At 41.0% G+C, this 13,000-nt stretch carries 12 protein-coding genes; 4 read left to right on the top strand and 8 right to left on the bottom strand.

Annotated elements, in window-relative coordinates; genetic code table 11:
* Positions 1-34: 34 nt before the first annotated feature.
* Together LEP1GSC199_RS18180 and LEP1GSC199_RS18175 are read right to left on the bottom strand one after the other, a co-directional pair.
* On the bottom strand, positions 35-1,090 hold the full coding sequence (locus tag LEP1GSC199_RS18180; protein WP_332307948.1) for a glycosyltransferase family 9 protein: 1,056 nt from the start codon (positions 1,088-1,090) through the stop codon (positions 35-37).
* A complete protein-coding gene (locus LEP1GSC199_RS18175) occupies positions 1,090-1,701 on the bottom strand; it encodes a DUF4254 domain-containing protein (RefSeq protein WP_002989341.1) in 612 nt (203 codons plus the stop codon). The genes LEP1GSC199_RS18180 and LEP1GSC199_RS18175 overlap by 1 nt, the downstream gene beginning before the upstream one ends.
* Before the next feature lie 104 nt (positions 1,702-1,805).
* Here LEP1GSC199_RS18175 and LEP1GSC199_RS18170 point away from each other — a divergent pair, with 104 nt between their 5' ends.
* Positions 1,806-2,609, top strand: coding sequence for an NRDE family protein (locus LEP1GSC199_RS18170; protein WP_002989174.1), 804 nt, complete (start codon positions 1,806-1,808; stop codon positions 2,607-2,609).
* Here LEP1GSC199_RS18170 and glyA read toward each other — a convergent pair.
* The 3 genes from glyA to LEP1GSC199_RS18155 are packed head-to-tail and all read right to left on the bottom strand — an operon-like array spanning position 2,606 to position 5,543.
* Positions 2,606-3,856 carry a serine hydroxymethyltransferase gene (gene glyA, locus LEP1GSC199_RS18165; RefSeq protein ID WP_002989432.1) on the bottom strand — a complete coding sequence of 417 codons (1,251 nt, stop codon included), beginning with the start codon at positions 3,854-3,856 and terminating at the stop codon, positions 2,606-2,608. The two genes, LEP1GSC199_RS18170 and glyA, sit on opposite strands and share 4 nt — an antisense overlap.
* Positions 3,853-4,722: a lipoate--protein ligase family protein gene (locus tag LEP1GSC199_RS18160; protein WP_002989367.1), complete on the bottom strand. Its 870-nt coding sequence runs from the start codon at positions 4,720-4,722 to the stop codon at positions 3,853-3,855. Before LEP1GSC199_RS18160 ends, glyA begins: the two co-directional genes overlap by 4 nt.
* The gene (locus tag LEP1GSC199_RS18155) at positions 4,719-5,543 is read right to left on the bottom strand and encodes a rhomboid family intramembrane serine protease (RefSeq protein WP_002989534.1); all 825 of its coding nucleotides are present in this window, start codon (positions 5,541-5,543) and stop codon (positions 4,719-4,721) included. The genes LEP1GSC199_RS18160 and LEP1GSC199_RS18155 overlap by 4 nt, the downstream gene beginning before the upstream one ends.
* A gap of 58 nt (positions 5,544-5,601) precedes the next feature.
* Between LEP1GSC199_RS18155 and LEP1GSC199_RS18150 the strand changes: the two genes are divergently transcribed.
* The 3 genes from LEP1GSC199_RS18150 (at position 5,602) to LEP1GSC199_RS18140 (ending at position 9,795) form a co-directional block, all read left to right on the top strand.
* The gene (locus LEP1GSC199_RS18150) at positions 5,602-6,555 is read left to right on the top strand and encodes an MBL fold metallo-hydrolase (RefSeq protein WP_039927360.1); all 954 of its coding nucleotides are present in this window, start codon (positions 5,602-5,604) and stop codon (positions 6,553-6,555) included.
* A 4-nt stretch (positions 6,556-6,559) separates the two neighbouring features.
* Entirely contained in the window at positions 6,560-8,977 is a 2,418-nt protein-coding gene (locus LEP1GSC199_RS18145) for a penicillin-binding protein 1A (RefSeq protein ID WP_002989291.1), read from the top strand.
* Positions 8,978-9,354: 377 nt separating this feature from the next.
* Positions 9,355-9,795, top strand: coding sequence for a tetratricopeptide repeat protein (locus LEP1GSC199_RS18140; RefSeq protein WP_002989633.1), 441 nt, complete (start codon positions 9,355-9,357; stop codon positions 9,793-9,795).
* Between the two features lie 56 nt (positions 9,796-9,851).
* On the opposite strand, the gene LEP1GSC199_RS18135 is transcribed toward LEP1GSC199_RS18140, so the two are convergent.
* Genes LEP1GSC199_RS18135 through sppA form a run of 3 tightly spaced genes read right to left on the bottom strand, consistent with a single transcriptional unit; the run spans position 9,852 to position 12,989 of the window.
* The gene (locus LEP1GSC199_RS18135; protein ID WP_198288803.1) at positions 9,852-10,577 is read right to left on the bottom strand and encodes a hypothetical protein; all 726 of its coding nucleotides are present in this window, start codon (positions 10,575-10,577) and stop codon (positions 9,852-9,854) included.
* A complete protein-coding gene (locus LEP1GSC199_RS18130; protein WP_002989623.1) occupies positions 10,543-11,970 on the bottom strand; it encodes an MBOAT family O-acyltransferase in 1,428 nt (475 codons plus the stop codon). The genes LEP1GSC199_RS18135 and LEP1GSC199_RS18130 overlap by 35 nt, the downstream gene beginning before the upstream one ends.
* 20 nt (positions 11,971-11,990) lie before the next feature.
* Positions 11,991-12,989 carry a signal peptide peptidase SppA gene (gene sppA / locus LEP1GSC199_RS18125; RefSeq protein ID WP_002989372.1) on the bottom strand — a complete coding sequence of 333 codons (999 nt, stop codon included), beginning with the start codon at positions 12,987-12,989 and terminating at the stop codon, positions 11,991-11,993.
* Between the last annotated feature and the right edge of the window lie 11 nt (positions 12,990-13,000).

Here is a 13,000-nt window from a genome sequence, read left to right as displayed (position 1 = left end):
TTCCTTTCTCAATAGGATGTGAGTGTTTAGTGTATCACCAAAGTGTATTTACATTTTGGATGAGGCGGATTCGACGAACAACGTCTAGTGGGTCAATGAGTTCCATACAAGCATGGTCCCCTCGCCAACATTTTGTATTTCCGTAAATGGAACAAGGTCTACAAGGTAAATCCACCTGTAAAACTCCCGAATCTTCTTGTGCAAAGGGGCCAAATCCAGAAAGAGGATGGGTCGTTCCATAAATTCCAATCACGGGTTTTTTGAGTAGTGCAGCGATGTGAACGTTCGAACTATCCATTCCAATCATCACATCTAAGCGATCCATAATCCCAAGTTCTCCGCGGATTCCTAAATTCCCACCTTGCACAATATGAGCTCGTTTTTGATCATTACGAAGGATTTCTAATTCTTTCGCTTCGTCTTTTCCGCCAAACAGGAATACGTTGCAGTCTGGAAATTCATCGAGCAAAACTTCCACCAGGCGTTTGCATTTTTCAAAACTCCATTCTTTTAGAGCATGTCCTGCAAAAGGTGCAAATCCAAACCATTGGCCTTCTTTTTTATCAATCCCTACGGATTTAAGAAAGTCCTTGGCATACATTTTAGATTCCCCATCGACATTGAGCCAGGGGCCTTTGCGAATGGGTGCATCAAAGCCTGCTTTGCGAAATACATTTAAATAACGTTCCACTGTGTGCGGGAGTTGGTTTAGTTTTTTATTATAACGTCGTGTTTGTGCTAGTTTTTCGCGACGGCCTTTGATGATTTTGGAGTAAGCGACTCCTTGACTACGAAACAAAAAGGCAATGAAACGAGAACGTACAGAGCCATGTAGGTCAATGACATGACCGAATGGTCCAAGTTTGGCGATGTCACGATACATCCTCCAAAGACCTAAAATTCCTTTGTATTTTTTTAAATTGATTCCTAATACATTTAGGTTAGGAATATTATAGAAAAATGGTGCGAAGTTTCCTCTGGTAACAACTGTCAGCTGAATGTTAGAATATTTAGCTGCAATGGCAATGAGAGCTGGTGTCATTAAAGCCACATCCCCCATCGCCGAAAATCGTAACACTAAAAGGTTTATCATTTTTGATTCTTATACAGAGACGGATTTAAATTTTGGTCATTGTACATCTTCATTTGACGATAAACTTTCACTCGTTTTGTTCCCTCTGAGTAGTCGAGAAAAAGTTCATCCAAACATTTTTTCAAATCTTCTCTTTGGTCTAGGAGAATATCTAGTTTCGCTTGGCATTTAGCGATATGTTCTTTGGAAGCAGATGAGTCTTTTCTTGCGACTTGTTCTTCCATATGGTAAATTTTGAGTTCTAAAATACTCATACGATCGAGTAACCAAGCGGGCGATTCAGAATTCAGCCGCGCATTCGGTTTTGGTGTGACGGAACGAAACATTTCGATCACAAAGTCGTCGAGTTTTTCCACCATATCGGTTCTGTCTTGGTTCAGTTTGTCGATCTTTCGTTTGAGAGTCACAACATCTTCTAAAGCTATGTCTGGCCTACGAATTTCATCTTCAATATGCCACTGGATGGTATCGATGTGGTTTTTTTGGTAGAGAGTGGACTCCAAACTTCCTTCAGGATAAGGATTTGGATGGGGGGCTTCTTTTTTATGCCAATCCAGAACGGATTCCTGGAAAATAGAGACGGCTTTTTTGGCTTCCAATGCTTTCATATCGTAATGCAATTCATGATTTAATATGGTTTTTGGCGTTCAATCCAAATATTTCCCAGGTTTTTCGCTTTCTTTTGCCATCTATTTTGGTCATTTGAATTCTCATGTGTTTAGTTGTAATCGCATACAGGATCCATCCCAAATTTCCTCTTGTCGTTGTTTCCAACAGAGATGAGTTTTTTGAAAGACCTACGGGGCCACTTCACCTTTGGGAATCGAATCCAAAGGTTCTTGCGGGAAAGGATTTAAAAGCTGGGGGGACTTGGCTTGGTGTGAGTTCTCTTGGCAAGTTGGCCTTTCTCACCAATGTGCGAAACCTAAAGAAACCGCCGCACCCAAAACCGAAATCACGCGGTGGTCTAGTTTTGGATTTTTTAAAATCATCTAAGGATTTGAGCTCTGAGAAATACCGAGAGGAAGTTCTAAAAACGGCCTCTGACTATGAAGGTTTCAATTTATTTGTCTTTGATGGAGAGGTTGCCAGTTATGTTGGTGGGGATCCTTTGCAGTCCGAGATTTTAGAGCCAGGGTTTCATGCCGTAAGTAATGCCAATTGGAATACCATCTGGCCCAAAACAGAAAAATTAAAATTGGGCGTCAAACAGGTGTTTGATTCTATTGCGAAAGGCCAGGACTGGACTAAAGAAGTGACGCCGGAATTTTTTCGATTGTTAAGTGATTCGGATTTGGTAAAAGAGGACTCACTTCTCCCCGATACAGGAATCGGACTCGAAAAAGAGAAATATTTGTCTTCGATACGGATTCGTGTTCCCGGTTACGGAACCCGAGCCTCGACTTTAGTGTTTTATGGAAAGGAATCGGTAGAAGTAGTGGAGCGCAGTTTCTCCGATCCGCTTTCAGATGAATTTACGGAACGGAGAGAGGTTTTACAGTTTAGCGAAACTTAGTTTTCCAATCGGAAATTTTTCATAGGGAAAGCGGAAGTGATTTCTTTCACCGCCGCTTTTACTTTGGATTCCCAAGTGGCGTCACCAAAATGATCTAGGTAATCGCAGATTAAATTTCCAACTGCTTCGATTTCTTTTTCTTTTAGCCCACGAGTGGTAAGAGCCGGTGTTCCCAGTCGAATTCCGGAAGCAACCGCCGGTGGGTTTTTATCAAAAGGAATCGCGTTTTTATTTACGGTCACTCCAATATGATCGAGTCCATCCGCTGCGTCTTTTCCTGTGAGTCCTTTGACAGACACATCTAAAAGAACGATATGGTTGTCCGTTCCACCAGATACCACTCGGAATCCACGTTTTTGGAATACTTCCGAAAGAACTTTTGCATTTTTTACCACTTGTTGGATATAAGTTTTGAAATCTGGTCTGAGTGCCTCACCGAATGCTACTGCTTTTGCAGCAATCACATGCATGAGTGGGCCACCTTGGATTCCAGGGAATACTCGTGAGTTTAAAATCTTTTCGTGTTCAGAAGAGGAAAGAATGAGTCCTCCCCTAGGACCTCGTAATGTTTTGTGAGTGGTAGTGGTAACAAAGTCACAAACACCAATCGGAGTCGGGTGTTCGCCCGCAACCACCAAACCAGAGATATGTGCAATGTCGGCCATAATTTTGGCACCAATACCATTTGCAATTTCTCTGAATTTATTAAAATCAATGGTTCTTGGATAAGCAGAAGCGCCGACTACAATCAGTTTTGGTTTGTGTTCTTTGGCAAGTTTTGCCACTTCATCGTAATTGATAGTTTCTGTTTTTTCATCCACACCATAAGGTATGGGTTTAAAATATTTTCCGCTGATATTGACCGCACTACCATGAGTTAGGTGGCCACCATGTGCCAAATTCATTCCAAGAAAACTATCTCCTGGTTCGAGAGTCGCAAGAAATACTGCCATATTCGCCTGAGCCCCACTATGTGGTTGAACGTTTGCGTATTCTGCTCCGAACATTTTTTTGGCACGTTCGATGGCGAGTTCTTCTACTTTGTCTGCGTTTTCGCAACCATTGTAGTAACGTTTCCCAGGATACCCTTCCGCATATTTATTGGTGAGAGTCGAGTGGTAGGCTTCGAGAACTGGGCGTGAAACAAAGTTCTCACTCGCAATCATTTCGAGGGAATGTTCTTGGCGTTCGTCTTCTTTTTTTAATGCAGCGTAAACTTCAGGATCTTGTTTTTCTAAATAACTCATGTGGGAATTTCTCTATGGAGTGTATAGTCTGGATTTTGGTATTTCTTCTTACGAATAGATTCAGATTCCTGGAGGACGAGTTTCCGAAAAGTAGAAAAGTCCGGGCCAAAGAAGGAAATTTTTGAAAAATCTTCGGGCTTTGGTTCCCCTAAATAGGAAAAAACTTCTGAAACTAGATCATTTGCCCAAATACTTTCAGAGAAAAAATCGGGAAGGGAGGTGAGAAAGTCTTTATGGGTTCTTTCTTTGCGGTAATCAGGTTCTTCTGGAGGGTGGTGGAGGACTTCGGCCACTCGTGTGATCAGAGTTTCTTCCAAAATCAAAGTGCCATGTTGGACAATGCAGTTGCGTTTTCGAAACTGTGCATTGCCGGAAATTTTTTTAAAGATTCCATTTTTTTCTAAAACCAAATCCGATTTTCCTTTGGGAGAACAATGGATGTTTTGCCTTTCTAAAGATTTTGCAACAATCCCAAGTAAAATATTATAGGAATCTTTCACGGGAAAGAGTTCTTTTCTTTCGTTTAAATTTACATAGAGGGAATAGTTGATATTTCCTGTGAGGGAATGAAATACGGTTCCTCCACCAGATGCTCGTCTTGCAATATAACAAAAATTAGGTCTTGGTTTTTTTTGGAATCCCTTGGTGCGGGCTTCTGTTTCGTATTTGGTTACAACCTCTTCTTTGATGTTACGAAAAGGATTTTCTGAAAGTCCGAGAATAATGGAATCTGGATTTTTCCAAAACCTGACTCCGGCAGTGAGATTTTGCGAAACCAGTTGGAGAGACAAAGCCTCCTCAATCGCCAAATTATAGTAAGGTGATCTGGGGGGAGTTTGTGGAAAATAAAATACTTTGGAATTCACTCGTTGAAATATTTCTGCGAAGCATCATTGAGGAATTTTCGTTCGCTACGAGAAAGGGACTCCATTCCATTTTTGGAAATTTTTTCCAAAAGTTCATCTACTTTCGTTTTTGCATTTTCTCTTTTCGCCATTTCTTCTTGGTAACGTTTGAACCTACGTTTCTGTAAATAACGGGATAAAGACCAAGTTGGAACGGAAGCCTTTGTATTTTTCCAACCAGTATAGATTTTCATTAGCAGGAAACCGCCAATGGCTCCTCCTAAGTGAGCGAAATGGGCCACTCTTTCCCCTTGCGCAAAAAGAACCATAAGCATCACAATCATCACAAAGTATTTGGCTCGCATGGGAAAAATGAGAAAAACTAGAAGTTCACGATTGGGCCAAGTCATCGCATAAGCAACAAGTAGGCCATAGATACTGGCACTGGCACCAACGACAAGTCCCTGGGGGATGCCAAAAAAATGGGCAACAATGGTACAAATCCCACCAAGAAATGCGGTAAACAGATAGAACTTTAAAAAAGCACGTTCTCCCCAAATTTCAGCGAGCTCTGAACCAAACATCCAAAGACTCAGCATATTAAAAAGGATATGAAGAAAACTTCCGTGGAGAAAGGCATAACTTAAGAGTTGCCAGACCCAACCATTAAAAACCAGCTCCGGAGTAAGCCCGAAATACAGTTCGATAATCGGAGAATGGAAAGCCAGTTTCGTTGCCATCTGCAGGAGGAAGAGAATTGCATTGATAATCATGAGAGTGCGTACAACGGGAACCATGGGAGGTCCAAATCGGAGTTCATATCCTGGGTAACGAGAGGCCATAAATTCAAGGTCGCAAATCTTGAGTGACAAGGAAAGTCGATTTCCTAGCATCGAGGAAGTGATTGTGCAACTCTACGGAGTCCGCGGCTCCATAGCGAGTCCCCTCCGAAACCAAGACTACCGCAAAAAAATTATCGATATTCTGGACCTCTACAGGCAAACGGGGGCTGGTGTATCGGCGGATGAGTTTTGGCAAAATCTTCCTTACCATCTAAAATTTGTCACAGGATCCGACACCACTTGCGTTTCTGTCACAGACGACGAGGGAGAAGTCTACATTTTGGACATGGGAACGGGTCTTCGGAATTTAGGGGACGAACTTGTCTCGGATTATCTTTCCTCTAAGCTAAAAAAGACGGTCTCTTTTTTTATTACCCACACCCACTGGGACCATATCCAAGGCCTTCCTTTCTTCAAACCCATTTATTTTCCCGATTTTCAACTGAATTTTTATTCTCCTTATTCGGATTTAGAATCCAGACTTCAAAAACAACAAGAACCAGAATACTTTCCGGTTTCCTTGGATGGGACGGGTTCTGCTAAGGACTTCAAACTTTTTTTTCCAGGGGATGTTCTGGAATTTGCCTCAGGAATGAAGGTGGAATGTTACCCACTGAAACATCCGGGTGGGTCTTTTGCTTACAAGTTTACAAACAGGGCCGGAAAAATCTTTATTTTTGCAACCGACGCCGAGTTTACGGGCGCCGACATGGACCTAATCCATGAGTGTCATCCTTTTTTTGCCGAAGCAGATTTACTCATACTCGACACCCAATACACGTTAGACGAATCTTTCTCTAAGTTTGATTGGGGCCATACGGCATACACTATGTCTGTGAACTGCGCCTCTTCTTGGAAGGTAAAGAACTTGGTTTTAACTCATCACGAACCAAGTTACTCCGATGAAAAAATTTACGAAATTTATAATGATGCCAAACTTCACAAAGAGCAGTTAGGCGAAAAAAAATTAAAAATTCATTTAGCAAGGGAAGGATTGCGATTCCACCTATAATACTATGAACAAAGAAAAAACACTTCGAATCACTATCACTACTTTCTTTAGCATTGCACTCCTCGGTGGTTTCTTTTTTGGATATATCCTATCTGAGGTAAATAAAGGAAAAGAGTTACAAAAGTTGGCATCTTACCAACCTACAACTCCCACCAAACTCTATGATTCGAATGGGGTTTTGTTTGCAGAACTTTACCGTCACAAACAAGAATTATTAAAATACAGCGACATTCCTCCCCATGTTATTCATGCCTTTCTTTCTGTTGAGGATGATAACTTTTTCAACCACTTCGGGATCGATTTTTTGGCCATTGTTCGTGCGGCTATCAAAAACGTATTTGCTGGACGGATTGTCCAAGGTGGATCCACTCTTACCCAACAGTTAGCAAAAACCATCTTACAACAAAGGAAAAAAACCTTTGGTCGTAAGTTTTTAGAAGCACTCCTCACTTTACAAATTGAACAAGAGTATACCAAAGAAGAAATTTTAGAAATTTATTTTAACTTAATTTATTTAGGTCATGGGACAACAGGTCTTTCGTCTGCAGCCAATGTTTACTTTCAAAAAGATGTAAGAGACTTAAGTATTGCGGAAGCGGCCATGCTTGCAAGGTTACCCAAAGCTCCTGTTACTTATTCCCCATTTAAAAATCCGAAAGAAGCCAAACAGGCCCAGATGGTTGTTTTAGGTCTTATGGCAAAAAATGGATTCATTCCGAAAGACCAGGTGCAAAAAATCCATGATGATTTTTGGGATCGGTATTGGCCTGTTGTCATCACACAATCTCCTTCTCGTTCCACTTGGGGAGCAAAACTCAACCGAGCACCATATTTTACGGAATGGGTGCGGCAAATTTTAGAGAAGGAACTTGGGGAAGAGGCTCTGTATACGGGTGGTTTACGAGTGTACACAACCATCGATGTGAGAAAACAAGAGATCGCCGAAGAAGAACTTAGAAAAGGCCTAATTGAACAAGATAAATATGCATTCGGAGCAAACTTCCGTTATGTGGGACGGGCCGATCGAGGTCTTGTTTCCTTATACCATCTATTTGGTTCTATATTCCCAGTGGGAGTTCCTTACGTAACTAGTTTGGATGATAGGCAAGTGTTTCGTCTCCATTTAGAAAAAGAAATGGCACCAGCCTTGGAACTTCTCACTGACTTTGTTCCTTCGGAAAACGAAAGTTCCGCAGTGAAAGAATTTCAAAGGTCTTCGCTTGTATTTTCTTCCAACTTACACGTAGAAGGTGCTATTGTCACGATCGACCACCAAACGGGTTATATCCAAACGATGGTGGGTGGTTCTAGGTTCTCTCCAAAAAATCAGTTCAACCGGGCCATGCAAGCAAGACGCCAAACCGGATCTGCCTTCAAACCCTTTGTTTATGCAGCGGCCATTCAAAATAGGGCTGTAGGATCTGGAACAGGAATTATGGATGCTCCTCTCACAACGATTACGGAAGAAGGGGAAGGGTATTCGCCCCAAGACATCTCTGGAGATTTTAGAGGAATGGTTCCTCTTTCCCGCGCACTATCTTTATCTTTAAATATCGTTTCTGTGCAAGTGCTTATGAGAACGGGAACCGATTCAGTGATTGATTTTGCATCTAAGGTAACCAAAACAAATAAAGCTCGGTTTCCCACAGGACCCGCTTTGGCCCTCGGTGTGGCGGAACTGACTCCTTATGAAATGGCACTTGGTTATTCTATTCTTGCAAACAAGGGAAAGGATGTGATTCCTTTTAGTGTTCGTTATGTTTTGAACCAAAGTGGAACTGTTGTTTACAATAAAGAAAAGGAAGTCCAAGAAACTCTTGCCGAAGAAGCAAAAAATGGATCCATCCAAATCATTCCCGAAGCTACGGCTTACATCATTAAACAAATGTTAATTGGTGTTGCTATGGGGGGAACTCCTACGCAAGCCCTTCGTGCGGCTGATAAAGGTAATTATAAGGGAGAGTCTGGCGGAAAAACTGGATCCACCTCTTCTTATACCAATGTTTGGTACGCCGGGTTTGACCCAAAATACACATCCATCGTTTGGATGGGATTTGATAAATCGTCACTGTCCCTTGGAAAGGGAGTGACTGCGGCGGGAGTGGCTGCACCGATTTGGGGAAAAATCTACTCACGCTGGTACAACGAAGGTCCTTACCCAGTATTTTACCCCAATGGACGCACAGAAGAGATCCCGGCAGACGTAGTTAAGGGAGCCACCTGTGCTTTTAACGGTCTGTCTCCAGGACCTAACTGTCCTTTGACGGGGAACTTGTTTTTAAAACCGATTACCATTGCTGGTCGAACTTTGGCCGTTCCCGGTGGAAGGCAATGTGATGGGGACCGTGATCACTATAGGTCCATGGATCTAACCGACTTTCTCCAAAGAGAATTAGAAATCTCCGATGAGGAATTAAAGTAAGTTTTAATTTTATTAACCATTATTTCTCCTCTTTAATATACATTTAAGAGGAGAAATGCATCCCGCTTTCTAAACCCCAAGCCATCTAAGATTCACATTAGGTTCTGTTCGGAACGTGTTTCTCTTTTTTGTTGCGCGTTTTACGTAAAATTTCTCGGAAATTTAAAACCTAAGACCCTGAAAACAAATCTTAGAACCTAGGTATTGATTTCGTAGGAAATTTATTTCAAATTCACCATTGTGCGTACAATTTAAGCATTTTGGTCCTAAGTTCCCTTTGTGGACTCTCCTATTTGCCATTCTCTCGCGTTTTGGAGGCTTTTGGTCCTGGCACGATAGTTGCATCATTGTAAGAGAACTATTGGTTCGGAGGGAATATGAAAAAAGTAATTCTACCCATTCTAGTTTTGGCACTTACCGCTTCGATTTCTGCTGGAGAGTCTTCCTTTATGAACGAAGACCTAGATTCCCTCATTAGCCAATACGACAAAGAAACTCTGACCGCAATCTCCAACGAACTTGTAAAACTTGCCAGTGAAGAAGAGGGGATGGGGGAGTTTGATTTGGCTTCTGGACATTATACACGAGCGATTAAAATTAGAGAAGCGATTGGAATGAGTGAACACAAAAGTTTTGCTTCCATCCAATACCTAGCAAGCCTTGCCCATTCCAAAGCAGGGAACTTTTGTGAGGCATCCACATTTGCAAAAAAAGCAAGTGAAGGATTCCGCCAACATGGTATTACTAAATTCGAACAAAAAGCAAATGTAGAACATAAAGAGTATGCACGTGTTTGTGCAGTAGTGGCTTTTCGATAAACAATATGTAATGATTCTTTCTAGAGATGGTTACCCTTTTTTGATTCGTCTTCGAATCAATCCAACTTCACGTGGTTGTACACGTGGGGTTGGAATTCTTTTTTTCCATACTTTAATTTAGCAATTTCAAACAAACTCGATTTAGTGTAGGGAAGGTCTGATTCCCAAGCAATTCCAAAGTTAGCTTCCGTGTATCCCGATTCATACTGCAATGGGTAAAGAGATTTTCCATCATAATAATACAACAATCGATGGTCTATCGAACGGTTGTTTGGCGAGATTGGTGTGGAACAAGGAAACAACTTTGACCAATCTTTGCCATGTGGAATGGTTTTTGTTTTTTCAAAGGAAATACATTTTGATTCCGTGATTATGTTTGTTTGCAACAGAACCCAATCCCCAGACTTTTCAAAGTTACCCAATCCTACTTTATGGTGGAATTCAGAATGGTCTTCATATACTTTCCACTCGATCCAGATTTTTGTGAATTTGGAGTTAGATTGTAAATGAATTTCTTCCTTCCAATACAGTTGGAATTGTTTAGATCCAAAAGCCGATTTTTTTTCAGCAGGTCTTGAATAGAATCCAAGGGTGATTTGATGATCCCTTGCAGCATCCACAGGAAGGGATCGAATCCATTCCACTTTGGGAGTACATTGTAAACTTAAGAGTAGGAGACAAAGGGAAAGAATGGGAATCATTCTTTCCGATCTTTTATAATTGTCCCTACTTCTGAGAAGTGCGGATTTAAAACTGGAAGTAGATAAAATCTTGTCCACCATCTCCAAAGATTCCTAGTAACAACAGGATGACTACGGACAGAAACGGAAGGAGGATATTTTGGTAAGGTTTTAGTTTTTCGTAAACAAAGTTAGAGTGTTGGAACCAGTTGAACATCAAACCCAAAGCAATAAAGGTAGGTAACTCATCCACTCGGCTTAACGTCTCCCCGGTATTACGGAATGTCAAAACACCTTTAAAGATCTCGAAGGCTACATTCATCGATTCCTCACCTCTTGCTGCGGCTCGGAAAAAAACACCGGAAAAAGAAAACGCGATAAAGATGACTATCGTGCGAAAAATTCCAACAAAGGGAATGGAGTCCGAAAGGAGCTTCTTTTTCCCCCGACCCAGATACAACGATCTTTCAATCCATATCAAAGCACCCAGATAGGCCCCCCATAACACAAAAGCCCAATTGGCACCATGCCAAAGTCCCCCAAGACACATTGTGATGAAAGAGTTTAGATTGGAACGAAAAATAGAACCTTTACTTCCTCCCAGTGGGATATAGATATAATCACGTAACCAAGAAGAAAGTGTGATATGCCATCTAGACCATAGTTCTCGAAACGATTGTGAAAAAAATGGACCTTGGAAGTTTTCGGGAATCTCATACCCAAGTAGGTTTGCCGAACCACGTGCCATATCAGTGTATCCAGAAAAGTCGCAATACACTTGTACGGCGAATGCAAGAACACTAAAAAATATCGAAAAACTATCGAATTTGGACGGATCCATATAGATGGGGGAGATAATCGGTGCAATGTTTTCAGCAATAATTACTTTTTTAAAAAGACCACCGATGATGAGAAATAGACCTTTTTTCATTCGGTCGGAATCGATTGTGGGATGGTCTAGTTGCGGAAGGAAATCCTGGGAACGCATGATGGGACCGGCAATCAATTGTGGGAAAAAAAGTATGAATAAAAAATAATCCACGGCGGACATTCTTTTTTCAATGATTCCTCTATGGATGTCCACCTGCACCGCAATGATTTGAAAGGTATAAAAACTGATGGCTAATGGTAAAAAGATACTCCAAGTTCCAGAAATTTCTTTGAAAGCTGGATAACCAGTCAAAGAAAATAGGGAACCTGTAATGAAGTAGAAGTATTTGAAAAAACCTAAATTGATTAGGTTTAATGCAACAATACTAAACAGTAAATGGTTGTATTTTTCCCCTTTGTCTTTTTTACGAAAGATCCATTCGCTAAACCCATAGTTGACTAAAATGACAAGTAGGAAGTGAAACAAAAAAGGAAAACTGAAATAAGCATAGAAAATTAAGGAAGAGACAACTAGTAATGGTTTTCTTCCTTTTTGTGGGATATTCCAGTAAATTAAATATGTAAACGCAAAAAGTAATAAATAGGGAATAGAATTAAATAACATTGATTAGTTGGCCTTAAAAATTATAGATCCCAAAGATAAAGAAATTTAGCATTGGTTCCTGTTCCTAAAATTTTATCAGCAATTCCTAATGAAAAAGGATTTTTGTTTCCTTCTGTTGCTTGGTAAATATTATCTACTCGACCTTTTCCTCTTTGGTAAGTGATGACACGTGGATTTCCAGCACGATTCCCTTGGAATTTTGGATGTTGCATCATTTGGTAAACAAAGTCATCAAAGTAGCCGATGAAATCAATCATCCCTTCTTTTTTAGCCTGTTCTGCAGTAAAGATCCTTCCGTCACAAATTTCTTTGAGGCGAGTCTCTCCTACATTCGGTCTTCCTTTTTTTACGATCTCAAAAAAACGACCATACAAACTATCAATGATGGACTGAAGGATTTTTCTTTGTTCCGCAGTCATCTCTGTTGTAGGAGAACCAAGAGCTTTGTTTGGGCCAGAGGTAAAGGACTGATCCTTCACTCCAATTTTATCCAAACCTTCTTTTACATTGATCCCAGACATGATGACACCAACAGAACCTGTAACAGTTGTTGGGTGGGCGCCAATGGCATCTGTTGCCATTGCGATATAGTAGGCTCCACTCGCTGCGGTATCCATAAATCCTGCAAACACAGGAATGGACTTTCTGTTTTTAAATTTGAGAACTTCTTGGTAGATAATGTCACTTGCTGTCACCGTTCCACCAGGTGAGTTGATTTTTAGAATCACACCCTTTACATCTGGATCTCGTTCTGCATATTTCAGAGATTCTTTGATCCGAGCGACCATGGATTCCGTGGAAGTACCAAAAAAGGTTTCTTTGGAATCATCAGAAATCATACCCTCAATGGAGATGATAACGATTTTTTCTTGATCCCTTCCGGCAATGAGTTTCTCTTCGAAATCAGCCTTGCCACTTTGTGGTAACAAGTTCAGACTGTTCCCAATGACACAAGATTCGGCAAAAAGAACCGAAAGAAGAACGATACAAACGAAAAGAAAAGGCTTTCTTGAAGGCATACAAACCTTTC

Source organism: Leptospira vanthielii serovar Holland str. Waz Holland = ATCC 700522 (assembly GCF_000332455.1).
In the GTDB taxonomy this organism is placed as follows: domain Bacteria; phylum Spirochaetota; class Leptospiria; order Leptospirales; family Leptospiraceae; genus Leptospira_A; species Leptospira_A vanthielii.
This window is presented reverse-complemented; position numbering and strand designations above follow the sequence as displayed.

Excerpts from the sequence above, each read along its gene's own strand:
- LEP1GSC199_RS18130 (WP_002989623.1), bottom strand. The coding sequence starts at position 11,970 with ATGTTATTTAATTCTATTCCCTATTTATTACTTTTTGCGTTTACATAT.
- LEP1GSC199_RS18140 (WP_002989633.1), top strand. The coding sequence starts at position 9,355 with ATGAAAAAAGTAATTCTACCCATTCTAGTTTTGGCACTTACCGCTTCG.
- sppA (WP_002989372.1), bottom strand. The coding sequence starts at position 12,989 with ATGCCTTCAAGAAAGCCTTTTCTTTTCGTTTGTATCGTTCTTCTTTCG.
- LEP1GSC199_RS18135 (WP_198288803.1), bottom strand. The coding sequence starts at position 10,577 with ATGGTGGACAAGATTTTATCTACTTCCAGTTTTAAATCCGCACTTCTC.
- glyA (WP_002989432.1), bottom strand. The coding sequence starts at position 3,856 with ATGAGTTATTTAGAAAAACAAGATCCTGAAGTTTACGCTGCATTAAAA.
- LEP1GSC199_RS18145 (WP_002989291.1), top strand. The coding sequence starts at position 6,560 with ATGAACAAAGAAAAAACACTTCGAATCACTATCACTACTTTCTTTAGC.
- LEP1GSC199_RS18175 (WP_002989341.1), bottom strand. The coding sequence starts at position 1,701 with ATGAAAGCATTGGAAGCCAAAAAAGCCGTCTCTATTTTCCAGGAATCC.
- LEP1GSC199_RS18155 (WP_002989534.1), bottom strand. The coding sequence starts at position 5,543 with ATGGCCTCTCGTTACCCAGGATATGAACTCCGATTTGGACCTCCCATG.
- LEP1GSC199_RS18170 (WP_002989174.1), top strand. The coding sequence starts at position 1,806 with ATGTGTTTAGTTGTAATCGCATACAGGATCCATCCCAAATTTCCTCTT.